The 23,959-nt window shown below is 58.8% G+C and carries 23 protein-coding genes; 3 read left to right on the forward strand and 20 right to left on the reverse strand.

Annotation, left to right across the window (positions count from 1 at the left end; all coding sequences use genetic code 11):
- Positions 1-11 precede the first annotated feature (11 nt).
- The 17 genes from RAD15_RS05780 to RAD15_RS05860 form a co-directional block, all read right to left on the reverse strand.
- On the reverse strand, positions 12-1,139 hold the full coding sequence (locus tag RAD15_RS05780; protein WP_458175301.1) for a thiolase family protein: 1,128 nt from the start codon (positions 1,137-1,139) through the stop codon (positions 12-14).
- Positions 1,136-2,644, reverse strand: a complete 1,509-nt coding sequence (locus RAD15_RS05785; RefSeq protein WP_458175303.1) for an AMP-binding protein — start codon at positions 2,642-2,644, stop codon at positions 1,136-1,138. The genes RAD15_RS05780 and RAD15_RS05785 overlap by 4 nt, the downstream gene beginning before the upstream one ends.
- Positions 2,641-3,195, reverse strand: a complete 555-nt coding sequence (locus tag RAD15_RS05790) for a biotin transporter BioY (RefSeq protein ID WP_458175305.1) — start codon at positions 3,193-3,195, stop codon at positions 2,641-2,643. The genes RAD15_RS05785 and RAD15_RS05790 overlap by 4 nt, the downstream gene beginning before the upstream one ends.
- 10 nt (positions 3,196-3,205) lie before the next feature.
- Positions 3,206-3,832: a CbiQ family ECF transporter T component gene (locus RAD15_RS05795; protein ID WP_458175307.1), complete on the reverse strand. Its 627-nt coding sequence runs from the start codon at positions 3,830-3,832 to the stop codon at positions 3,206-3,208.
- Positions 3,829-4,599, reverse strand: coding sequence for an energy-coupling factor ABC transporter ATP-binding protein (locus RAD15_RS05800; RefSeq protein WP_458175309.1), 771 nt, complete (start codon positions 4,597-4,599; stop codon positions 3,829-3,831). The genes RAD15_RS05795 and RAD15_RS05800 overlap by 4 nt, the downstream gene beginning before the upstream one ends.
- Positions 4,600-4,623: 24 nt before the next feature.
- A complete protein-coding gene (panC, locus tag RAD15_RS05805) occupies positions 4,624-5,472 on the reverse strand; it encodes a pantoate--beta-alanine ligase (RefSeq protein WP_458175311.1) in 849 nt (282 codons plus the stop codon).
- A 14-nt stretch (positions 5,473-5,486) separates the two neighbouring features.
- On the reverse strand, positions 5,487-6,359 hold the full coding sequence (gene panB / locus RAD15_RS05810; protein WP_458175313.1) for a 3-methyl-2-oxobutanoate hydroxymethyltransferase: 873 nt from the start codon (positions 6,357-6,359) through the stop codon (positions 5,487-5,489).
- Positions 6,360-6,386: 27 nt separating this feature from the next.
- Positions 6,387-6,842, reverse strand: a complete 456-nt coding sequence (gene panD / locus RAD15_RS05815; RefSeq protein WP_458175315.1) for an aspartate 1-decarboxylase — start codon at positions 6,840-6,842, stop codon at positions 6,387-6,389.
- 159 nt (positions 6,843-7,001) lie between these two features.
- Positions 7,002-7,652 carry a 3-oxoacid CoA-transferase subunit B gene (locus RAD15_RS05820; protein WP_458175317.1) on the reverse strand — a complete coding sequence of 217 codons (651 nt, stop codon included), beginning with the start codon at positions 7,650-7,652 and terminating at the stop codon, positions 7,002-7,004.
- Positions 7,652-8,380: a CoA transferase subunit A gene (locus RAD15_RS05825; RefSeq protein WP_458175319.1), complete on the reverse strand. Its 729-nt coding sequence runs from the start codon at positions 8,378-8,380 to the stop codon at positions 7,652-7,654. Before RAD15_RS05825 ends, RAD15_RS05820 begins: the two co-directional genes overlap by 1 nt.
- A 250-nt stretch (positions 8,381-8,630) precedes the next feature.
- Positions 8,631-9,416 carry an enoyl-CoA hydratase/isomerase family protein gene (locus tag RAD15_RS05830; protein ID WP_458175321.1) on the reverse strand — a complete coding sequence of 262 codons (786 nt, stop codon included), beginning with the start codon at positions 9,414-9,416 and terminating at the stop codon, positions 8,631-8,633.
- Entirely contained in the window at positions 9,413-9,859 is a 447-nt protein-coding gene (locus RAD15_RS05835; protein WP_458175323.1) for an acyl-CoA dehydrogenase family protein, read from the reverse strand. The genes RAD15_RS05830 and RAD15_RS05835 overlap by 4 nt, the downstream gene beginning before the upstream one ends.
- Positions 9,860-9,964: 105 nt before the next feature.
- Positions 9,965-10,939, reverse strand: a complete 975-nt coding sequence (locus RAD15_RS05840) for an NAD(P)H-dependent flavin oxidoreductase (RefSeq protein ID WP_458175325.1) — start codon at positions 10,937-10,939, stop codon at positions 9,965-9,967.
- 192 nt (positions 10,940-11,131) lie between these two features.
- Positions 11,132-12,700: a UbiD family decarboxylase gene (locus tag RAD15_RS05845; RefSeq protein ID WP_458175327.1), complete on the reverse strand. Its 1,569-nt coding sequence runs from the start codon at positions 12,698-12,700 to the stop codon at positions 11,132-11,134.
- A gap of 204 nt (positions 12,701-12,904) precedes the next feature.
- The gene (locus RAD15_RS05850; protein ID WP_458175329.1) at positions 12,905-13,750 is read right to left on the reverse strand and encodes an enoyl-CoA hydratase/isomerase family protein; all 846 of its coding nucleotides are present in this window, start codon (positions 13,748-13,750) and stop codon (positions 12,905-12,907) included.
- Positions 13,751-13,984: 234 nt separating this feature from the next.
- Complete coding sequence (locus RAD15_RS05855; RefSeq protein WP_458175331.1) at positions 13,985-14,452, reverse strand: pyridoxamine 5'-phosphate oxidase family protein; 468 nt, start codon at positions 14,450-14,452, stop codon at positions 13,985-13,987.
- The gene (locus tag RAD15_RS05860; protein ID WP_458175333.1) at positions 14,449-15,015 is read right to left on the reverse strand and encodes a UbiX family flavin prenyltransferase; all 567 of its coding nucleotides are present in this window, start codon (positions 15,013-15,015) and stop codon (positions 14,449-14,451) included. Before RAD15_RS05860 ends, RAD15_RS05855 begins: the two co-directional genes overlap by 4 nt.
- A 362-nt stretch (positions 15,016-15,377) precedes the next feature.
- Here RAD15_RS05860 and RAD15_RS05865 point away from each other — a divergent pair, with 362 nt between their 5' ends.
- Both RAD15_RS05865 and RAD15_RS05870 read left to right on the forward strand, forming a co-directional pair.
- Positions 15,378-17,003, forward strand: coding sequence for an AMP-binding protein (locus RAD15_RS05865; RefSeq protein WP_458175335.1), 1,626 nt, complete (start codon positions 15,378-15,380; stop codon positions 17,001-17,003).
- A 216-nt stretch (positions 17,004-17,219) separates the two neighbouring features.
- Positions 17,220-18,581, forward strand: coding sequence for an MFS transporter (locus RAD15_RS05870; protein WP_458175337.1), 1,362 nt, complete (start codon positions 17,220-17,222; stop codon positions 18,579-18,581).
- 439 nt (positions 18,582-19,020) lie between these two features.
- Here the strand turns inward: RAD15_RS05870 and RAD15_RS05875 are convergent, their stop codons facing one another.
- The 3 genes from RAD15_RS05875 to RAD15_RS05885 all read right to left on the reverse strand — a co-directional run bounded on the left by RAD15_RS05875 (position 19,021) and on the right by RAD15_RS05885 (position 22,457).
- Positions 19,021-19,788, reverse strand: a complete 768-nt coding sequence (locus RAD15_RS05875; protein ID WP_458175339.1) for an SDR family NAD(P)-dependent oxidoreductase — start codon at positions 19,786-19,788, stop codon at positions 19,021-19,023.
- Positions 19,789-19,983: 195 nt separating this feature from the next.
- A complete protein-coding gene (locus RAD15_RS05880) occupies positions 19,984-21,195 on the reverse strand; it encodes an ABC transporter substrate-binding protein (protein ID WP_458175341.1) in 1,212 nt (403 codons plus the stop codon).
- A gap of 221 nt (positions 21,196-21,416) precedes the next feature.
- Entirely contained in the window at positions 21,417-22,457 is a 1,041-nt protein-coding gene (locus tag RAD15_RS05885; protein ID WP_458175343.1) for a winged helix-turn-helix transcriptional regulator, read from the reverse strand.
- Positions 22,458-23,024: 567 nt separating this feature from the next.
- On the opposite strand from RAD15_RS05885, the gene RAD15_RS05890 reads away from it, so the two are divergent.
- Positions 23,025-23,954, forward strand: a complete 930-nt coding sequence (locus RAD15_RS05890; RefSeq protein ID WP_458175345.1) for a LysR family transcriptional regulator — start codon at positions 23,025-23,027, stop codon at positions 23,952-23,954.
- The last annotated feature ends 5 nt before the right edge of the window (positions 23,955-23,959 follow it).

A 23,959-nucleotide genomic window follows, 5' to 3' on the forward strand; every position in this document is an offset into this window, starting at 1 on the left:
CTCCATTCTGTTCAGACCATCGCAAGCAGCGCGCTGCCGAGTCCGCCCGCTGCCGCGATCGCGACCAATCCGAGGGCACCGGATACTTCCGATTGCATTTCGTGCCAGAGGCGCACGGCCAGGATGGCGCCGGATGCACCGATCGGATGTCCCCGCGCAAGCCCGCCGCCGCCACGGTTGAGCGACGACGCTGGCAGCCCGATGCCTTCGACGCAGGCGATCGCCTGGGCGGCAAAGGCCTCCATGATCTCGGCCACGGCAATATGCGTCGGCGCGACCCGTTGCGCTGCAAGGAGGCTCTTTGCCGCCGCAATCGGCGCTGTGCCGGGCATGGCCGGGTCGCCACCGCGGCGGGTCGCCGATATGATCCGCAGCGGCCGCCTCGCGTTGAGCCGTCGGGCCATCGTCTCGGAGACCACCAGCAGGGCTGCTGCCGCGTCGGCTTCGGCCGCCACCGTCGCGCGCGTCACGCCGAACGCAGTGTCGCCCGCAAGTGGTGCAAGGCGCTTGCAAGTCGCCCCCGTCAGGGCGCGAGGAAAGGCATCGTGCGACAGGTCGGCGAGCGGCGTGATCTCCGCCGCGCCGGGAGGATTTTGCAGCGCCTTGCGATGGGTTGCGATGGCAAATTCATCCTGTCGTGCACGCGAAATGCCGAGCCTTTCAGCCAGCGTCGCTGCGGCAGTGATCATGTCAGGGTCCCGTTCCGGCCATGGCGCGAACGGGGGACGGTCATAGGGTTGCGGCGCCTCGTCGGCGTGACGCGGCCGCCGCGCGCGCAATGGCGCGCGGCTGAAACTTTCGACACCGCCAGCGATGACAGCTTCCGCACTTCCGCTCGCGATGCGCTCGGCAGCGAGCATGACCGCGTCGAGGCCACCGCAGCACTGGCTATCGACGGTCAGCGCCGGAACGTGCTCAGGGAGACCTGCCCGTAGCGCGGCGAGCCGCGCCGGGTTTCCGCCGCCATAGAGCCCGTTACCGAAGATCACGTCGACGATGGCCTCTGGCGCGATGCCGGTGTCAGCCAGCAGGGCCCGAATTGGCGCAGCGCCAAGTTCGTCGACCTCCACGGCCTTAAACGCGCCGCCCCGAGGGGCGACGGCCGTCCGGCGTGCGGCGACGAGATATGCGGCCCTCATCGCAGCAACTCGCAGGCACCGGATTCCCAGAGCTGGTGCAGCGCATGGAAATCGGTCTTGCCGGAGGAGGTCATCGGCCAATGCGGTGGCACGGCAAACTGGCGCGGGATCTTGTAGAGCGGCAGGCTCAGGCGGGCATGGCTAATCAGATCGGAAGACGCAATGCACCCATCCGGACCCAGCCTCAGCAAAGCCACCAGCCGCTCGCCCCGACGTTCGTCGACGGCGCCAAGAACCCCCGCCGCGGCTACGGCGGGATGTCCCTCGAGTACACGCTCGATCTCCTCCGGATGGACGTTCTTGCCGGCCGTGATGATCATACGGCTGGCACGGCCGGCGAGCCGCAGGAAGCCACGCTCGTCGAGCATGCCGATGTCACCGACCGACACCGCGTCGCCATGACGTGGCAGCACCGTTTCGCTTCCGCAGGCATACTCCATGAAGAGGAAAGGACTTGCCACGAACACCTGACCGGTCTCCCCGGGTGGAAGGCATCGCCCCCAATGGTCGCGGATGGTGAGACTGACGGCTGCGAACGGACGCCCGACGGAGTCCGATGGGACGCCTTCGTCGTCCTTCGCCACGGTCACGAAGCTCAGCTCGGAGGCGCCGTAAAACTCGGAAAAGCGCGTCGCGGGAAATTGCTGTCGCAGTTCGGCCAACGCGCGACCTTGCCATTTGGCACCTGACGACAGCATCCACCGCACGTTTGGGAACGGCGGCAGGCCATCGCGCATGGCGGCCTCGATCATCATTTCGAGCTGGGTTGGTACGCCGTAGATCACACTTACCCCGTGCGATACTATCAGGCGGTTGATGAGATTGGGCCTGAACTGCCGACAGAGAATGACGGTCGCCCCGACATAGAGCCCGTGCGCAAGGCCGTAGAGAAACAGCGAATGCGTCAGCGCGCCTGGTGCGAGAACGATGTCGCCGGCGCCGATATCGAACTCGCGGTCCCCCGCCCGAAAACTCTCGATCCACGATTGATGGTGGCGGCGATATCCTTTCGGCATTCCGGTCGATCCCGAGGTGAAGCCGACATAGAACGGCGTCAGCGGATCGGGCTCGGCTATCGCCTCGGACGACGGGCCGGCGCTAATGGCGTTCGCCACGGACTCGAACGGGCCGTGAGGATCGACAACCGCCAGCACTTCCGTGTCGCCGGCCAATGTTGGGTCGCCACTGACGACGATCCCCGGCGCCAGTTCCGCGATCGCAACCCGGGCCGTCTCCGTCGGCCAGGAGGGATCGAGGATTTGCGCTTCCCGACCTGCGCGGCAGGCTGCGAGAAACAGCAGCACGAGCGCCGGCCCGTTCGGCAGATGCAAGGCGACGCCGCGGCCGGCCGGCACCACCTTCGCCAGATGTCCGGCTAGACGATTCACCGCCTGATCGAGGTCTTTCCAACTCACCGCATGGTTCTCGCAAACGACGGCCGCTCGGTCCGGCGTTTTGCGGGCGTGCCGCGACAGCGTTGCAGTGATGGTGGAGGCCATGGTCATGAACGGCTGACGATTGCAGCCGGATAGCTCCGGTGCGATGCCTCCGCGACAAAGGCGGTGGCCAGCGCCTTCAAGAGATCGCCCGGAACGAACACGGCGATTGCAGCCATGGCCTGCGGCAAACTCATCCTTGCCATCGCCATCAGGCCGATGATGCCGCAGGCATACTCCACCACGATGCCGCCCGTGATCGCGGCAACGAACGCCGCCGCGAACACCGGCCGGGTCTTCAGCCGCGCCATCACGAGACCCGATACAAACGCCGCGGGAGCCCAACCCAGCAGGAAGCCAACGGAGGGTCCGAAAAACACGCCGAGGCCGCCGCGTCCGCCCGACAGCAGCGGCGCTCCGAGCAGCACTACGAACAGAAACAGCAGCACCGCCAGCGCGCCATGACGGGGGCCGAGAATAATCCCGGCCAGCATGACGCCGAGCGTCTGGGCCGTGATCGGCACACCCATGGCGATTGGCAAGACGACGCCGGGCACCATGCCAAGCGCTGCGATGACGGCGGCAAGCAGGGCGATACGAACGATAGCGCGGGACTCCACGGATTCTCTCCTACAACGGCGGCAAGGGATGATCGGCGGCGGACCGGTCGAAACCGCGTGCATCGAGCGCTTCCGCGACACGGTCGGCAAGCTGCAGAATGTCGGCGACGAAAGCGGCCACCAGTCGCAGCGGAATGCGCCGGTGCGTGCGTGCCTTCCAGGCCTCCTCGCGCGCGCGCCACCGCGTCATCAGGACGGGTACGAAACGCAGGACAAGGGCGACGGCGAGCGCCATCTTCCGCGGATTGACGCCAAGCGGGCGCAACAAGCGGAGCACCGGCGCCAGCGCTTCCATCAGAGCACTCATCGTGGTGGTCATGCTGACGACATCAGCGAGCAGAAGCATCGCCAGTAACCGCATGGTGACGACGGCGCCTCCATTCCAACCGCCCGACGCGGCCTGTACGCCGCCGACGATCACAAGCAGCGGCAGTAATGGCCGCAGCAAGCCGAGGCGCGCCATGCCGGCGCGGCCGAAGCCGGCATAGACCGTGGCAATCATCGCCAACACGCCCGCCAGAATTTGCCAGTTGCCCACCGGCAGCAAAAGTACACTGAGGAAGGCAAGGCCCGCAAGCTTGAGGCCGGCCGGAACGCGGTGCAACCAGGTCCGTGGCGCGAGGCTGTCGGTCATCATGACGTCAGGGCGTCCCCTGCCGCTACCATCGTTGCATGGGCCCGGTAGGCAGGCAGCACTTCGGCGGGCCGGCCATCGAGGCGGATGTAGCCCTGATCCAGCCAGATGATGCGATCGAATTCCGCGAGCAGCTCGAAATCATGACTAGCCATCACCAACCGCTGCGGAAGCGCCATGATCCTGCGGTACAGCAACAATCGTGTCGGCAAGTCGAGACTGGAGAACGGCTCGTCCATCAGCAGAATTGACGGCTCCGTTGCGAGCAGTGCCAGAATGCAGACCAGCTGCTTCTGACCGCCGGACAGCTCGTTGACGTTGCGTTCCGCCCATTGAGCGCAGCCGTGCCGCTCCAGCAGCGCCATCGCCTGTTGGCTCGCCTGTGGCGCTGGCATTCCTCGCTCTGCCGGTCCAAAAGCGACCTCCTCGACAACGGTGGGGAAGATGAGCTGGTGGTCGGGATTCTGAAACAGAAAGCCGATCCTTGCTGGAAGGTCCCTGCGATTCCGCACCGTATCGAGGCCCGCCACCTCGACGCGCCCGCGTGTTGGCCGGAGCAGCCCGTTCATAAGCCGCAATATGGTGCTTTTGCCTGAACCATTGTCGCCAATCAGGCCGATCCGGCGCTCAGCCAGGCAAAGCTCGGGAATGGCAAGAACCCGACGGTCCGCACGCCGAAACTGTACCTGTTCGAAGATGATCCCTTCAGCCGCCCCACGGAGCTGAGGACGGCCTGCCGGAAGCGCTTCGCGTCGGACAGCATCAATCAAGACGATTCCTCTGCCCCAGTCGCGCTACGGAGTTGGCTGAAGTATCACGTTGTCGATAAGCCTCGTCGAGCCGACGTAGGCCGCCACGCACAGTGCCGCGGGGCGATGCAGCGGACTTGCGGCGGGCTTGAGCGTATCGCCGTCGACGAGCTCAAGATACTGCAGCTGATCGACTGTTTCCAAATGCCCCCTAGCGATTACCACCAGCTTGTCCACGTTCCGCTCTCCCAAGCGAAACTCCTCCGCTGCGGCGAACAGTCCACGACTGATGGCGAGGGCCCGCCCCCGGTCTTCCTCGCTGAGATACCTGTTCCGGCTGCTCATCGCGAGACGGTCCGCTTCTCGAACGGTCGGCACGACAACGATCGCGATCGGCAGATTTAGATCGATGGTCATGCGACGCACGACCGCACACTGCTGAAAATCCTTTTGCCCGAAGAACGCTGCGTCGGGCTGCACCATGTTAAACAGCTTGCTTACAACTGTCGCGACCCCGCGAAAATGTCCCGGCCTGAGAGCGCCGCAAAGCGGTTTCGCGAGTTCGCCCGGTTCGACGAAGGTCTCGAATTGAGCAGGATAGATTTCCTCTGCGCCCGGAGCGAAGATGATAGCAACGCCCGCATCGCGGCAAAGTTTTTCATCGCGCGCGAAGTCGCGTGGATAGGTGCTGAGATCCTCGTTCGGCCCGAACTGAGTGGGGTTGACGAAGATGCTAACCACGGTGACGTCACATTGCACCCGGCTGGCCTCGACCAGCGCCAAGTGGCCGTCGTGCAGATAGCCCATTGTCGGTACAAACCCGACACGTTTGTCGGCTCTGCGAACCTCTGCGAGCGCGTGGCGAAGCTCGGCGACCGTCGTGATTGTCTTCATTGTTGCGCTTCACATCAGGTTCGGTTTGAAGGCGTCCAGTTTGCGATCGTCTCACCGATGCCTTCGGGAAGCTGATAGGACTCTTGTGGTGTCGGAAATGTACCGTTGCGGACATCGGCAACCCAACGCGACAGCGCCTCCTGAAGCACTCGAAATCCGTCGGCATAGACACGAACGAATTTCGGGACATGACCTTCGATCAAGCCAAGCACGTCGTGAAACACCAACACTTGCCCCGAACACCCGGGACCTGCGCCAATTCCGATGGTAGGTATGGTCAGCGTTTCTGTCGCTCGCGCGGCGAGCTCGGCCGGAATGCCCTCCAGGACTAGAGCGAAGCAGCCGGCCTCCTGCAGCCGATGGGCGTCGTCAAGCAGGCGCAGAGCGTCATCGGCTTTGCGGCCCTGCACTTTGAATCCACCCATTGCATTGACGCTCTGCGGGGTCAAGCCGAGATGGCCCATCACCGGAATCTCGCAGTCGACCAGGGCACGAATCATTTCGACTCGTTTGGATCCGCCCTCGAGCTTTACGGCGTCGGCGCCACGCTGCAAAAAGCCTCCTGCGTTGCGGATCGTGTCCTTCGGGCTGAGGTGAAAGCTCAGAAATGGCATATCCGCCACGAGCAAGGCTCGAGGTTTCACACGCGCAACCGCCTCAAGATGGTGATTCATCATCGCTATGCTGACGGGCAGCGTATTGTCGAATCCGAGGCACACGTTGCCGACGCTGTCTCCGACAAGGATCACATCCACCATCGGATCCGCAATGCGGGCAGTAACCGCATCATAGGCGGTCGTCATCACGAGACGCCGCCCCTCCTCCTTCCACCGTTGCAGCCTGGGAAGCGTGACTCGCTCGCCCGCGGCTTTTGAGGTGTCGCTCATTCCCGCCCCCTGTCTCGTCAGCCGACCCTAGTTCGATTCCGCGGATCGAAGTGGCACAGGTTTCACGTCACCTGCCTTACCTAATATCTCGAAGCCATAACGCCCGGTAGCATCGCGAGTGACTGAGTAGGTCATGCGATCGGAAATGTGATTGTGGCGATCGAAGGTAAGGATTCTTGGCCTCAGCCGAGCGATTTCCCTCTCATCCACGTAGGTCGAACTGCAGACGATAATTTGATCACCTGCCTGGCAGGTGCGCGCGGCGGCGCCGTTGAGGACACAGCAACGCGAGCCGGCCGCGCCGAAAATGACGTAGGTCGAAATTCGCGCCCCGGAGTTCTTGTTCCAGATCTCCACGAATTCCATCGGCAGAATCCCCGCCTCATGGCACTGCTCCGGATCGAGCGTGATCGAGCCGTGATAGTGAAGATTGGCCTCCGTAACGTGGATGCCATGCAGCTTTGCGGCCAGCACTTTTCTCATCTGAAAGTTCCGTTGAGCCTGGCTCGTTTCCCTAAAGCCGACGCTCTCCTATGGAGCGACAACACTGTCAACGCAGAAAGAGAAAAAGCAATAAATCTCTCCGAGCAGCAGGTCGGAAGCGTAAGAATATCCGATGATTGCGCGATCATCGCGTGAGAATTACTTTGGACCGAGAGCGACTCTAAAGCTCGCTTCCGACCTGTGTTTTACCTCGTCGAGCGTGACGCCGTCGGCGAGCTCGATTAACGCCATGCCGCCGTCGCCGTGCTTGTTTATGGTGAAGACCGCGAGATCGGTCACCACCATGTCGACCACGCGCTCGCCGGTCAGCGGCAGATTGCACTTCTTCAGGAGCTTGGCACCATCCTTGGCGGAATGCTCCATCACGACGACGACGCGCTTGACGCCGGCGACGAGATCCATCGCGCCGCCCATTCCCTTGACCATTTTGCCGGGGATCATCCAGTTGGCGAGATCGCCGTTCTGGGCCACCTGCATGGCGCCGAGGATCGACAGGTCCATGTGACCGCCGCGGATCATGCCGAAGGAGTCCGCGCTGGAGAAATAGCTGGTCGAGGGCAGCTCGCTCACGGTCTGCTTGCCGGCGTTGATGAGGTCCGGATCGACCTCGTCCTCATACGGGAACGGGCCCATGCCGAGCATGCCGTTCTCGCTCTGCAGGCTGACGTCCATGCCGTCGGGAATGTAGTTCGAGACCAGCGTCGGGATGCCGATGCCGAGATTGACGTAGTAGCCGTCGCGCAGCTCCTTCGCGGCGCGCGCCGCCATCTGTTCGCGGGTCCAGGCCATCAGACTTCTTCTCCCGTTGCAGCCGCAGAGGGACGCGGCCGGGTGTTGCGGAACTCGATACGCTTCTTGGCCGTACCGACCTCGACGATGCGCTTCACGAAGATACCGGGGGTGTGGATGTGATCGGGATTGAGCTGGCCCGCCGGAACCAGATGCTCGACCTCGGCGACCGTGATTTTGGCTGCGGTTGCCATCATCGGGTTAAAGTTGCGCGCGGTCTTGCGGTAGATGAGGTTGCCGGCGGTATCGCCCATCCAGGCGTGCACGATGGCGAGATCGGCGAACAGGCCCCGCTCCATCAAATACTTCTCGCCGTCGAACTCCTTCACTTCCTTGCCCTCAGCGATCAGCGTGCCGACGCCGGTCTTGGTGTAGAAGGCCGGGATACCGGCGCCGCCCGCGCGGATGCGCTCGGCCAGCGTGCCCTGCGGGTTGAACTCGAGCTCGAGCTCGCCGGCGAGGTACTGTTGCGCGAACAGCTTGTTCTCGCCGACATAGGACGAGATCATCTTCTTGATCTGCCGGGTCTCCAAGAGGCGGCTCAGCCCGATGCCGTCGACGCCGGCATTGTTGGAGACGAAAGTCAGGTTCTTGACCCCGGAATCGCGGATCGCGTCGGACAGGAATTCCGGGATGCCGCACAGGCCGAAACCGCCTGACATGATCATCATGCCGTCTTTCAGAATGCCGTCGAGCGCCGACTTGGCGTGTTGGTAAACTTTATTCATTCTTCGCGTATCCCCACCTTTGTTACTCAGCGAACGCGTCGTGTTGCAGCAAGGCTGCTGTTCCCGATAACGTCGAACGACTGCGACAAGTCGCATTCCCGCAGACTGGAGACAGCCTCTGTGGTCCCCCCATTCAAGCGAGCCTCGATGGGGCACCCGCAATGATCTGCGCTGCTGCAAGATTCGCAATCAGCGCTGTTGAATAACCCATACTAGCATCACCTTTAGCGCGCTCTTCCGATCAATCTACTTATTGCCGCATCCACGAAGGCTTGCGTTTCTCAAGGAATGCCGCGAGGCCCTCGCGCGCCTCGTCGCCTACACGCACATCGGCTATCAGTCGTGCCGTCTCATCTCGCAGGGACTCGTCGACGGGGCGCCCCGCGACCGTGCTGACCAGCTTCTTGGATTCGGCGCGCGCGCTCGGCGCACAGCCGAGAAGATGCGTGACGAGATCGTCGATGCGATCCGTGAGGTGCTCCGTCCGTACCACTTCATGGACCAGCCCGATGCGCTCGGCCTGACGAGCCGTGAAGACCTCTGCCGTCTGGAAATAGCGGTGTGCGGCGCGCGCCCCTATGGCGCGCAGCACATAGGGGCTGATCACGGCCGGAACCAGGCCGAGCCGGACCTCCGACAGGCAGAAGCTCGCATGCTCGTCGGCTATTGCGATGTCGCATGCGGCGACGAGGCCGATGCCGCCGCCGTAAACGGGACCATGGACTCTGGCGATAGTCGTCTGCGGCATGGCGTCCAGCGCGGCCAGCATCTGCGCCAGCGGTCGCGTGTCCCGTACGTTTTCCTCGCGAGAATAGCCGGCGGCCCGCTTCATCCACGCGATGTCTGCGCCGGCGCAGAAGCTGCGGCCCTCGCCCGAAACCGCGACGACCGATATTGCCGCATCGCCCGAGAGCTGCGAGAAGCAGGAGAACAATGCGGCGATCAGGGCCTCGTCGAATGCATTGTTGCGCTCCGGCCTATTCAAGACAACTTGCGCGACGGCTCCCTCGCGCGTAACCCGCAGCATCTCGCTCATCGGTCACATCCTGAATACGCCGAAGTGGGTCCGCTCGATCGGCGCGTTGCCAACTGACGAAAGGCCGAGCTCCAGCACGAGTGAGTCGGCTCAGACAGCGCAAGCGCGCCGAGATACTCGCCGGAGATCAGCTTGGGCAGATAGCTGGCCCTGCTCGTCGTTGCCTTTGCGGACAGGCCGACCGCAGCCGAGCCGCGGCTGATCTCCTCCATGGCAACAATGTGGGCGAGGTAGCCAATGTTGCAGCCGCCGGACTCCTCTGGCTCGGTCAGGCCGAGCAGGTCGAACGCGCCGAGCCGCTTCCAAAGGTCGGCCGGAAGCAGATTGGCCTTCTCGATGTCCGCGGCAGGCGGGGTAATCTCGGCCTCGAAGAAGGCGCGCACGGAGTCACGTAGCATGGCGATGTCCTCGCCAAGATCGAAATCGACGCTGGGAATAGCCACCATCATCACACCTTGCTCGGAGCCGGGCCATTACGGAATCCAGTTGACTGGGGGAGCCCTCAATAGGCCTAAGCACATGGGCCACATCAGCGCTCGATGAACATACTATTGCGCGAAGGTAGATAACCGCGAGTTGATAATGCTTTTCGCTTCCTGGATGATCCGATTTATCAAGCCTTCAACGCTGGGAACGTCGTAGATCAGCCCGGCGACCATTCCGCAGCTCCAAGCACCGGCATCAAGATTGCCATCGACCATGACCTTCGGATAGACGCCTGCCACCTCATCAACGATGTCTTCGATTTGGAGCTCGCGCCCTTTCGCTTCTTCAATTTGAAGCACGCGCTCAACCGAAGAATTGTTTAAAACGCGCTCCGTATTACGGAGTGCACGCATAATGATTCTCGTGTCCAGCTCGCTCGCCTCCACGAGCGCCTGCTTTACGTTATCGTGCACCGGCGCCTCTCGTGTTGCGATAAAGCGCGTCCCCATGTTGATGCCTGATGCTCCAAGTGCGAGTGCAGCGACCAGGCTCCGACCGTCCGCCATCCCACCCGAAGCAATAAAAGGAACTTTCAGCTCGTCTGCCGCCCGTGGAAGCAGGATCATATTCGGGACATCGTCTTGCCCAGGATGTCCGCCGCACTCGAAACCATCCACGCTCACCGCATCGCAGCCGATTGCCTCCGCCTTCAGGGAGTGCCGAACCGAAGTGCATTTATGGATGACTTTGATGCCCGCCGCCTTCAGCGCCGGCATGTACTGCTCAGGGCTGCGTCCCGCGGTCTCAACAACTTTGACACCACCTTCCACAATCGCTGCGATGTACTCCGGATAGGGCGGAGAGGCAAAATTTGGTAGAAAGGTCAAATTGACGCCGAACGGTTTGTCGGTCATTTCTCGGCACCGACGGATCTCTTTAGCGAGGAGTTCGGGTGTCTTCTGTGTCAGCGCAGTGACCACCCCGAGTCCGCCTGCATTCGAGACAGCGGATGCGAGCTCTGCCAATCCAACGAAATGCATTCCTCCTTGGACAATTGGGTACTGTATTCCAAAGAGTTCAGTGATCGCGGTCTTCATTGCAATGTCCACCTTGTGTGATCTCGCGAGGCCACGAGTCACTGTCCTCTGGCCCGACGTTCGATGACATCGGACGAGTTTCTTATGATCCTTGCTTGCCTCCGGGGCGCCCCTTGCGAACTCGCGGCACGAGGCCCCGCGCGGCTAACAGTGCAGGCATTCCGGAGATCGTTCTGAGGGTCCCGGCTTCACCTAGCTACCCACCTTCAGCTTGTACCGACCGTTTTCATCGCGATCGAGAATTCCTTTGTCACGCAGCTTATCAATTTCAATCGTCGTATCGCGGCCGTCACGACTGCCTGTGGCCGACATCAACTCGACAAAATATTTCGGGCCATCGTCGAGTGCTTCACGAACCGTACCGCGCTTTGCTGCTTCGACAACCGGAGGTGCTGGAATGCGGAATTCCTGATTCTTCTGCCAGCCAAACGGGAATGTCAGGTCGAAGCCGCATTTGCTGCCGGAACGTGCGCCATGCAGCGAAGGATCGAGCGGCATCGTTCGAAATCCAGAGCTTACCACTAGGTCCCGGTCCGCTTGGAAGCGCGTAGCCAAGGCCCACTCCATCTGCTCGTCCGAGAAGATGTCGATGTCATCGTCGACGACAAAAACATGCTTCACGTCGGCGCTGGAGCCAAATACAGCCGCGATGGCATTGCGCGCCTCCCCCGGATAGCGGCTTCGCATAGAAAGACGCACATTGAACATTCCGCCAGAGGCGGCTGGGCAGTACACTGCGACTGGCTCCCGGATAGCGCTCTCGAGAGCACCCCATACCGCGACCTCTGTCCTAAGCGCGGTCATCGGCGCCGTGTCCGTCTGTCCCAGGAACCGGCCGCCGATCGTAGCGGTCTGGAACAGGGCGTCACGACGGTGAGTGATTGCAGTGACGTGGAAGACGGGATTCATCTTCATTGCGCCGTAGTAGCCGAGGTACTCACCGTATGGCCCCTCCGGCTCACGCCAGCCTTTTTCGTCGAGATAGCCCTCGATGATATATTCCGCGTCTGCAGGAACCATCAAATCGTTGCTGACGCACTTCACGAGTGGCACGGCAGATTGACGTAGAGCTCCCATCAAGGAAACTTCGTCGTCGACCGGAGTCATGCTGATGGCAGCTATACTATCCAGCGGATGCGAACCAACGATGAATGCGATTGGCATCGTCTTGCCTTCCTCGACCACCCGGAGATACGCTGCACGCAGATCGCTGGGGGCGAGCAAATCGATGCCGGCATGGTTGCGCCCTCTCAACATGAGGCGTCGGTAGCCAATATTGCGCTTCCTACCATCGGAAGATCTGGAGACATCGATACCGGCCGAAATATAGACCCCGCCATCCAGCCCATGCTGGCAGTGAACTGGTAGCTTCGTCAGATCGGCATCATTGCCTTGCAATACGACCTGCTGCACCGGTGCGTTAGACTTCGATACCTCGACTGGTGCAATTGGATGCGCCAACCGCCGTTGCGTCTCCGCCCGCAGATCCTCAGGATCTACCCCGAAAGCGAGGGCCAAGCGCCGACGGCTGCCGACAACGTTGCCGACCAGTTCGGTGCGATCCGTCCCCGCCGACCGAAAAAGTACCGCTTTCGGATTGCCGTCCAATCGCGAGGCAATATCCGCCAGATCGACAGGGTCTTCCACGGTTTGCAGTTCGCCAAGCGAATCAAGCATCTCGACAAATCTTCGAAGCCGATAGCGATCGACATCTGGACCATCGTTTGCAGACAGTCGCGCTTCTTGAGGTGCTAGTGACATATGGGGCTCTCCTTCTGATGGGCTCACGTCGCCAAGATATCGTCGCCGAGCCGTAGCCACCATCAAGTTATCGACGCGAACTGAGTCTCGGACGTTGCAGTTCGCTCAACGCACTTCTGGTGATTGTCTTGCTGCGGCTGCCTTTCATGGAAAGGCAGCCGTACCTTTTACCGATTTCAACGGACGAGTTCGGAGGTCGTGAGTTCAGTCGACCCAGAAATCTTGGGCCAACTCGCGACGCTTCGAAAGAACGGGGTCCTTTTCCTTGTTCTTGAAGGCCTGAAGACCCTTGCCATTATCGGCACCGCCCATCGTCGTCAGGCCATTAGCCGCAGCCGTCACCGCGGCGTTGAGCGCCTCAAAGCCGAGAGCAGCCTGGAGATCGCCATCGGCCCCCTTATTGACCAAGAATTTCACGTGTCGGATTGCGTAATTGCTCTTCGATTTGAGCACTTCAAGAAGTTTATTGACTTCTGCGTCGAGCGCGTCATTGGCGACTACGCGGTTGAAGAGATTCAGCTCAAGCGCGCGACGAGCAGGAAAGAGCGCTCCGATAATGTTGATCTCCTTCGTGAGCCTCCGCCCGATCAAGCGACTCAAGCGGCTGGTCCCTCCCCATCCCGGTACAATACCCCAATCGACTTCCGGCATTCCCCACTTTGCGCGCTCGGTCGCGACGACAAAGTCGCAGGCCATCGTGATTTCTAGGCCGCCACCGACGACATATCCATCGACAGCCGAGATCGTGATTTTATCCAGATCTTCCAAAGCATTCGCCATGGCCTGATAGATTCGGGCCCTGCGCATGAAGCCATCCATCGAATTGCCCCACTTGCTGAACATCTCCGTCAGATCGTCACCTGCACAGAAATTCCCGCCAGCCCCTTTTATGACGACAAATCGAATTGTCTCCGAGGCCTGGATGTTGCGGACGGCAGAAAACAGCTCCTCAGAAAGCTCTACAGAGAGAGCATTAAGGACGTTGGGCCGATTGAGCGTGATCGTCGCCACAGCGCCTTCTTCCTCAAAGATAATGTGCTTGTAGGTCATCTCAAAACCCTCCAGTTGCAGTGAGTGCAAACCACCTTAGCTCGCGTGCTCATTGTCATTTTATGCACTGAGTTGCAACTCAGTCAAGTTGGAATTGGCCAGTATCGAGTAGCGTTCCGCCGAACAGCAGACGCAACGGCAGGATCTTGCTTGGAGAGTTCTATTAAAACGATCAGAAGCGAGGCTGCGTGGTTCTGGAGGTACCGCCCAATAACAACAGGCGGCGTAGAACGATCAGTCCGATAAAACCAGCGCTTCTTTGTGACCGAATCCTAGACGGTTATCGATTAGGACGATGCGGGCGGGATGGAGTCGATAGACGTTGGCCTTGGCCAGAGCATCCGAAATCTTGGGAGACCCGCGTTCGATGTGAGCGAGAAAAGGATACCGAGCGACCAGGATAGCTAGCAGCCTGCTGCGCTCGGTCTCGTCCCTTATACATTCGGCCATTCCATGCGCCTGTATGCCACAAATGGTACCGTGATCCGAGGTGTCGGGGGCAATAGTCGCTGCAACGCGAGGATTGTGATCGAGCTCGCGCGAGTGGCGGGTGCGCGACTCAGATACCCAAATCAGCGAGAGATTGTCGCGTGCATAGAAGAGACTAGCTGCATGGGCCCCGTCTGCGCTACTCGTCGCCAGCGTCATAACGTGATTTTCGTCCAGCAAACGGGCGATACGCTGCGCGAGATTGCCGCTCATGACGTTTCCTTCCACCGCTTGAACAATGCGTGCGGAATGTCGAGAAGGTCGAGCGCCTTTCCGACACTGTGATCAATTACCTCCTCAATTGTTCGAGGACGGTTATAGAATGCGGGCACTGGGGGGAGGATCATGGCGCCATATTGGGCGGCGCGGACGAGCAATTCGAGGTGGCCGAGGTGAAGGGGTGTTTCGCGTACCATGAGCACGAGCGGACGGCGCTCCTTCAAGCAAACATCGGCGGCGCGCAGCAGAAGATTGTCATTGTAGGAGTTGACGATACCCGAAAGTGACTTGATGGAGCATGGCGCCACGACCATACCGCTTGTTCGGAACGAACCGCTCGAAATGGCCGCACCGATGTCCGCATGGGCGTGAACGACGTCAGCCAGCTCCCGCACATATTCCGCCTTATAGTCCGTCTCCTCCAAGATGGTCCGATTAGCGGAGGGGGACATCACAAGATGCGTCTGAATCCCTTCGGTCTTCCTCAGGGTTTCAAGTAGCCGGATGCCATATATCACACCGCTGGCACCTGATACTCCAACAATAATCTTGCGCATTTTCGCTCGATTCGATTTTCTCGTTCGTCTTTCACTGGCGTGTTTGGCGCGACGACCTGCTTTTGCAATCCGCAAGAATAGAAGATGCGGCACGACAGACAGTCGCCCAAGGGCGACAATCTACTCGCCGCCGCTGGGAGCCCACTTCAGGGACTGTCAACAGACCATGCGCACTGCCCCAAAGCCAGAGGCAACCGCTTGTCGCCGCAGGATCTCGCCAAGTCTGTCTAGCAGGTATTGCACTGAGTTGCAACTAAGTCTATTATGCCTTTAACGATACGGGAGGAAGACCATTGGTTAGTCAGTTGGAAGCTGGACTAAGCGCATTTTCTGGGCCGTCCGAACCCCTGTCAGAGCTAACCATGGGTACGCTGCTCGATCGCGCCGCGGCTGAATTTGGCGACAATATTGCCCTGGCGTCTACATCACAGAATTCGAGGTGGACTTACAAAGAGCTTGCGGCAAAAGCGGACTTATTTGCAAAGGGCCTGATCGCGATGGGATTGCAACCAGGCGATAGAATCGGTCTTTGGAGTCCCAACTGCGCTGAGTGGGCTGTCGTCCAGTTTGCTGCCGGTAAGGCTGGCCTCATCCTCGTCAACCTGAATCCTGCTTATCGAGCTAGAGAGCTTCAGTATGCTCTCAACAAGGTCGACTGCAAAGCACTCGTGATGGCGGTCGGGACTAAGTCGACGAACTTTTTCGACATACTGAGCGAGATCGCACCAGAACTTCGAACGTCCGAGCCATTGCATTTGTCGAGCTCGCTCGTTCCCAAACTGAAAGCGGTCGTACACCTGGGGTCGCACGGGGAGCCAGGAGCCTTAAATTACCAAGATGTAATCAGCCTTGGCGCAAGACAACACAACAACGCTCTCCTGGAGGTCAGTGCCGGACTCAAAGCTAGTGATCCAATAAACATACAGTTCACTAGCGGAACGACTGGATTGCCAAAGGCTGCAGTTCTGAGTCACAGCTCTCTCATCAACATAGCGATTGCAACCGCGAAGCGATGCGAGACGAGCTCTCAGTCCGCCATTTGTCTTCCGCTACCACTCTATCACGTGTTCGCAATGGCGCTTGGTCCCGTATTGGCCACTTACTGCGGAGCGAAACTGGTTCTGACTGGTGCTGCCTTCGATGAAGTAGCGGTATTGGAATCGATTGAGCGGGAGCGGTGCACAACCTTGTATGCCGTACCGACCATGTTCGCCGCGCTGGTAAAGCACCCGCGAAAATCTGATTTTGATCTAAGCTCTCTAGATACTGCGATTGCAGGAGGCGCCTCAATGCCGCCGCAACTGATGCAGTCGGTGATACGTGAGCTAGGGATTCCACGTGCTCACGTCGGTTATGGAATGACGGAAGTAAGTTCCAGCATACTTATGGGTTCTCCAAACGATCCGGAAGAAAAACGAATGACCACTGTCGGCCGGCCTGTTGCGAATATCGAAGTTAAAGTTGTCGATCCTGCTGGATCCATCACCAAAATCGGTGAGCCTGGCGAACTCCACGTTCGAGGTGTCGGTATCATGCTCGGTTACTGGAGCGACGATAAGTCGACGAGAGAGACAATCGATAAGGATGGATGGCTGCGCACGGGGGACATTGCCATTCTTGATGCGCAGGGGTTCGGGATGATTGTCGGTCGAATAAAGGAAATGGTTATTCGCGGCGGCGAAAACATTTCCCCGCGAGAGATCGAAGAGTTCCTCTTGCCGCATCCCAAAATCGATATGGTCTACGTTGTAGGCGTGCCAGACGAGAAATATGGTGAGGAGCTGTGCGCCTGCATCAAACCGAAAGCGGGCATGACATGCGATGCCGAAGACCTGCGTCTGTTCTGCGACGGCAGACTTTCTCATTACAAAATACCGAAATATGTCCGCAACGTTGAAGCTTTTCCGCTCACGCCGACTGGAAAAGTGCAGAAGTTCGTGCTTGCCAAGGAGAGCGCCGACTCTCTCGGCCTAGAACACCCTGGCTAAGCTGGATGGGCTGCCGAGGCAAGCACTCGACAGCGGAGCACCCTGGTCTTTGCCAATTTGCGGATTCCAAACCCAATCACCTTGCAGCACACCGGTCCACAAGTACGCGCTGTAGAACCATCTCTAAAGATCTCAACGCTCTAAGCGATCTGAATACTTCGTAAGCAGGAAAGGCGTCCAAAGAGACCCGCTGCGCAACACAAAGAGGGGACGACTATGCTAACTATTGCGAAAACGGCGGGACAAGAACCGACTGCAGACGACCGCGCTAGCACCAATGAGAACAAATCCATAGAAAGCGCCCTAGATAACAATCGTGTTGGCCGCTTTCACGTTTGGTTATTGTTTCTTTCCTTCGTTGGTATGGTTGTTGATGGTTACGACTTAACGGTTGCAGGATTTGCAACACCAAGCCTCGTCAAGGCTTGGAACATCGCCCCTTCGATGATTGGGGTCATTTTAAGCATGAGCCTGGCCGGCGTGCTTATCGGTTCCTTTGCATTCGGATGGATTGGCGATCGCTACGGTCGAAAGCCTGCCCTCATCTGGGCGAACGTCCTGCTCGGAATAGCCACTTTTTCAACCGTTGCTGCTAGTGGGCCGCTCGAGTTTGCGGCACTCCGTGGACTTGCTGGGTTAGGCATCGGCGGCGTTATCCCAAACTTGGTGGCTCTCGTCTCGGAGTTCGCGCCTTCGCGGGTCCGCGCACGAGAGGTAATGCGCATGCTCTTGGGCAGTGCTGTAGGAGCAGGAGCCCCCGGCCTAGTATCGATCTTTCTTCTTCCCACGTGGGGCTGGCAGGCCTTCTTTGTAGTCGGTGGGGTCACCCCGTTGATGATCGGGTTGATCTACGCACTTTATCTACCAGAATCGGTAAAGTTTCTGATGGTATCCAAGCCGTCCGATCCTCGTATCGCTAAAACGCTTGAACGCTTGGGTGTTAATCACGCGATCTCTGTCGAAGTTCCGACTGGTGAGAAGGTTGAAGGCGGCCTTGCTCAGCTCTTTGCAGGGCGGATGCGGGTTGTGACGCCGTTGCTTTGGGTAGCGTTTATCGCGGACCTTATGGTCTATTACTTCATTTTCGGTTGGACACCCTTGTTGCTAGGAGCAGCAGGAGCCGCGCCCGACAAGGCAGCTTTGGCGACAACCATGTTCTCGCTTGGAGGCGCGCTCAGCGGCATCGTACTAGGGACACCCGTGGATCGTTTGGGACCGCGCATTCTTCCGTTGCTCTTCTTGGCGGCGATGGCGCTGGTTGTGCCGATTGGCGCACTGGCAACGTCATCGTTTCTCAACTACGTAGCGTTTGGAGCTGGTTTTGCGTTGCTCGGCCTTCAATATGCGCTTAATGCGATCGCGGGCGGTCTATATCCCACGCAGTGTCGTTCGCAAGGTGTTGGAAGTGCACTTGGCGTTGGACGGATCGGGGCTATCGCAGGCTCTCTGGGAGGCGGAGTGCTCGTTTCAGCCGGTTTATCGGTTTCAACAATCTATGGAATTGTCGTGGGACCGCTCATGGTGGCGGTGTTAGCATGTTCGCTGATCGTTTGGCAGCTTCGAAACAGCAAGAGCTAGCTTGCTTGCTCAACCGTTAGCTGCACGGGACCAGCGGCTTCGATTTCGTTCTCGAGAGTGGCCTCACCCGGCCCTCTCGAGTTGTGAATCGAGGGGATGCTGCCGGAGCCGCGCCTCGGATTTTTTCGACCTCGGCCGCAGCAATCGCCATCTTCAGTGCCATTCGATAGCTGCGAGGTAAGGACCTCCGCAATTGCCATATCACTCTTCAAGGTGAAGCATTCTTGCACCGAACAGGATGCTGGGACTCCTGTTGATTGGTTCCCAACCCTCGCGGACTTCTGCACGCGTGACAGCGGGTCGGCGCCCGCGAGGTCACCTTTCGGGCTGCTCCGATTTCACTCATCTGTCTCCCTGCTCAGCAGGGCGCTAAACTAATACAGCGCCACGGACACATGCGCTTACGGAGGGGATTGCGTCCGGGGCACGAGAGCAGCGATCAGCTGATTGTGGCGCCGCCGTCGATCACCATGGTCTGGCCGGTCATGAAGTCGCCGGCCCTGGAGCCGAGGAATACGGCCGCGCCCGCGATCTCGTCCGGCATGCCGATGCGGAACAGCGGCGAGCCCGCGGTCGAGGCTTTCAGGTTCGCCGGATCGTCCCACAGCGCTTTCGCGAAGTCGGTTTTGATCAGTCCCGGCGCGATGCAGTTCACGCGGATGTTGTGCTTGCCGTATTCGCAGGCGAGATTGCGCGCGAGTTGCATGTCCGCCGCCTTCGAGATCGCGTAGGCGCCGATGATGGTCGAGCCCTTTAGGCCTCCGATGGAGGACACGATGATGATGGAGCCGTCCGCGCGCTCGATCATCTGCGGCACCACCATTGAGATCAGCCAGTTGTTGGCGACGATGTTGTTATCGAGGATCTTGCGGAACTGGTCATCGGAGATGCCGGCGAGCGGACCGTAGTACGGGTTCGAGGCCGCGTTGCAGACGAGGACGTCGATCTTGCCGAACGCCCAGTTGCTCTCGTCAACGAGGTTTTGCAGGTTCTCCTTGGACGAGATGTTGGCAGGGATCGCCACCGCCGTCCCCCTGCCGAACTCGTCATTGATCTCCTTGGCGACCTGATCGCAGATATCGGCCTTGCGCGAGGAGATCACAACCTTGGCACCATGCTCGGCCATGCGCTCGGCAATGGCGCGACCGATGCCGCGCGTCGAGCCGGTGATGACGGCGACTTTCCCCTTCATGTCGAACAAGGTCATATCTTTCTCCAACTAATCTCATGATTCCGAACTGAGTTCTGGCGGCCACGCGACATTGGCGTCCTCGACCAGCAGGCGCGACATCTTCACCCTGCGAACCCTTGCGATCCGAGCTAGGCGCGAGCTCAAATGCTCGCGCTGGCGCTCAAGCTGCCTGAGCCGGTTGGGAGACTCGGAAGACCAGGGTAGAACGTCCTACTTGGCGATCATTGGACAGTTGCCCTGGCCGAGCGGACGGAACGCCTCTTCCGCCCGAACGGTCGCCCGAAGCGTATAGTAGTCCCAAGCTTCCTTCGATTCCGATGGCTTCTTGACCTCAAATAGATACATCGGATGGAGGTGACGACCGTCTTCTCGGATGTGCCCCTCCCCGTAAAGCTTGTCCTTCGTCGGCATTGTCTTCATCTTGGCGACTACCGCACCTCCGTCAGCATCGCTTCCCAGCGCTTCGATCGCTTTGAGATAGTGAACTATCGACGAATAGACGCCCGCATGAACTGAGGTAGGAGGCTTTCCGTTGTTTGCCGCGCCGAACTCCCTCGCGAAGTTGCGGCTATCCTCGTTTATGTTCCAGTACCAAGCTTCAGTCAGCAGCAACCCGTTCGCGCTGGCCAAACCAAGCGAGTGGATATCGGACACAAACATAAGGAGGGCAGCAAGTTTCTGTCCTTCGCGGTTAAGGCCAAATTCGGCAGCTTGCTTGATTGAGTTAACTGTGTCTCCCCCTCCGTTTGCGAGCCCAATGATCTTGGCTTTTGAAGCCTGCGCCTGAAGGAGAAACGACGCGAAATCAGTGGTGGCAGTTGGATGCCTAACGCGACCTACGACCTTTCCGCCGTTCGCTTCAACCACAGCCGTGGTGTCGTTTTCCAACGCATACCCGAAGACATAATCGGCCGTCAGGAAAAACCAGCTATCACCGCCTAACTTGACGATAGACTTGGCTGTGCTGTTAGCCATTGCCCAAGTGTCATAGACCCAGTGTACCGTATTCGGCGAGCAGGCCTTTCCAGTCAGGTCCGAGGTCGCCGCGCCTGAGAAAAGCGCTACCTTGTTCCTGTCTTTCGTGATTTGAGCAACAGCCAGTGCTACTGACGAATTAACGAGATCGGCGATCGCGTCCACCTTCTCCACATCGTACCACTGGCGCGCGATATTCGCTGCGATGTCAGCCTTGTTTTGATGGTCAGCAAAGATGACCTCAACCTTCATTCCCTTAGATTGGGCGTTGAAGTCTTCAACTGCCTTCTTGGCCGCCCAGACGGAGCCCGGACCCGTAGGATCTGAGTAAACACCGGACATATCGGTCAGGACGCCAATCTTGACGAGACCATCCGAAAGTTGAGCAGCGGCAGAGTTGCTGCAGATAGCTGCCACTGCAGCGATTGCACCCAATAACCGTAACATCGCCCCTCCTCTACGCCTTCAAAATATGCGATCGCCTTGCGGTGCTCACCTCGTTCGGGGGCGGCTTTCCGCAGCGCGTGCAAAGCTAGTGAAACAACATGCCATAAATTTTACTGAGTTGCAACTCAGTACATACGATTTGCGGACTGCCTAACTCTGCCGCCTTATAGCTTCAAGGACTTGCGCGTAAGACTGGTGAGAAGAATGACAGGGCTACCGCCCTATTTTCTTTTCTTCTCCGTTGCACTCTTTCGATGAGCCCTGGCCTCATTGATTACGAAGCGCCCATCTTTGGCTTTCAATACCTGACCACAGTGCTTGCAAACTACCTCAACGTGCAGGGGGCGAGAGCATCGTGTATGAACGACACCTGTCGTGCGGTCAGGCTCGCCAAACCAGCGATTGCTCCATTCGAAAAACGTCAGCAAAGCAGGCAGTAAGCTCTTGCCTTTCTGACTCAGCGAATACTCGTACCTTGGAGGTCGCTCTGAATAAAGCGATCTCTTCAAAATTCCGTTCTCAACCAATCGCGTGAGGCGGCTAGACAAGATCGGCCTGGCAATGCCGAGCAGATCATGGAAGCGCTCGGGCCGGGAGATGTTAGCAAATGCCAGCCAAACCAGCAGAAAGCTCCAGCGATCTCCAATAAATGCCAATGCCCGAGCTACCGACGTGACCCTTCCCCCGGAGAAGTGCTCCGGACGAGACGAGTAGCGCACCCTCCTCGTTTCGGATCTGATGCCAGCCACGGAAGCGGTCGAATCGATCGTGACCTCCTCACAGACGACTGGCACCTTGCACGCAGAGCAGCGGCATACAGGCTCCAGCCGTGCGCCACATGGAATGTGGCTAAGCGAAATAGTTCCGGCACGAGTTCTATTGAGCCACGCATCACCCCAGAACATGAGCATCACCGCATATCCGTATGCGTCCCGCCCCTGGTCGGTTAAGCGGTATTCAAGACGAACAGGATTTTGCTGATACACCTCTCGCCGGAAAACATTGTGCTCCTCCAAAAGACGAAGCCGGTCAGTGAGAGTGTTCCGAGCAATTCGGAGATTCTCTTGGAAGTCGTCAAACCTTCGGACGCCGAGGAATGCTTCCTGCATCAGAAGGACACTCCAAGGATCACCAAAGACCTCTAGCCCATACGCCAAAGGTGTCGTTGAATCGCGATTTCGCAACTTGGTGTGCATTCGCAGCATCATTCCTATCGTCGGCGTCGCCACAACCATCCCGACATCAGCTGCTGAAACGGTCATGAGGGCGAGAAGTAGGCTCTACCATAGGGCGTCCCGGCCGTAAATTTCGGGTGGAACTGGACTCTGAGCCCTTCATTACCGCCGAGGCTGCGAAGAAGAAGCCAGTTCGTGTAGGAAGGCCCTTAATTAGCCGGGAGCACCCGCCGGAAGGGTGGGTTTTTGTTTGCATTTAGTTGCAACTCAATATATCCTTTGCAAGTATATGACCAGTACAAAAACTTGGTCTGGCGTCCTGGCTTCCAACCTTGTCGGGGTTGCACCAATTCGATCGCGGATCAAACGATTGACCGTCGGCCGGGTTAGCGCTCCGGAAGGGTGACCCAAGCTAGCTTAGGATGGGAGATTCCCTTCAGCCGTCGCAGCCTCGGACCATGACTCATGATTCGAGTTCTGCCGCAAGCTTCCTTTTGTGCTCCGACCTTTTTGCCGGTTTCGTGGCTACGATCACGCAGGGTCTTATCCGCGCATCGATGGGGCACGTGTGCATCAAACGAGATATATGTGTTTTGGCGGTAATCACGCGACCGGGCAGTTTCAACTCGTGACGAAAAGGAGGATCGCCAATCCGTGGATCTAAGGCAGATTAGATATTTCATGTTGATTTACGAGCACCGGAGCTTTTCCGCTGCTGCACGCAAAGCCAACGTGGCCCAGCCAGCCCTGAGTACGCAGATTCGGCATTTGGAGGAGGAACTTGGCCTTGTTCTGTTCGAGCGCTCGTCGGGAGGCGTCATGCCGACGGAACAAGGTCGCAAATTCTACGAACTGTGCACACCGATCCGCGATGGAGTGGATTTTGCCAAACAACAGATGCTCAATTTTGCTTCAACAGATGAGGTCTTTGGCAGGGTGAGGTGTGGCTTTCCACCGAGCTTTTTCAGGGAGTTCTTAGGTCGGACCATCTCCGAGTTTTCCACTCGTTTTCCGAACGTTGAACTTTCCGTGTCGGAGGGCTACGGCGGCACCCTCAAAGAGTGGGTGAGAGACGGCGTCCTAGAATTCGCCATTGGCGGGTGGCACGAAAGCGACACCTATCTTCAGGTAGCGCAGATTCTCGAAGAGGAACTGGTTCTCGTCAGCGGTGCGCCGGTGTTCGGTCCTCGCTTCGGACTCACGGACCTCCGCCAGTTCGAGGGCTTCAAATTGATGCTGCCGATGGGTCACCAAGTGCTCGGCCCGATCCTGCATCAATACATCAGTAACGGCATCATTCGACCCAGCCGAACGATGATCGTAGACAGCTATCTCGGCGTGCTTGAAACGGCGCGGGCTTCTGATTGGGTCGCGCTTGTTCCAGTTACTGGGATACTAAAGGAAATCGAGAAGCCAAACCTCTATATCTACCGTCTGACCGAACCTTCGCTCAATTTTCGTTGGTTCCTCATTCACGAGCGCGGGCGAGTCTTAAGCCGGGCCGCTCGCATCTTCGTCGATTCAGTTTGCGAAGAAATGGCGCTGGCGGGCCAAGCGTGGAACGACGTTTGCAAAAACGTATAGCCACA

This window comes from Bradyrhizobium sp. 14AA (assembly GCF_054185205.1).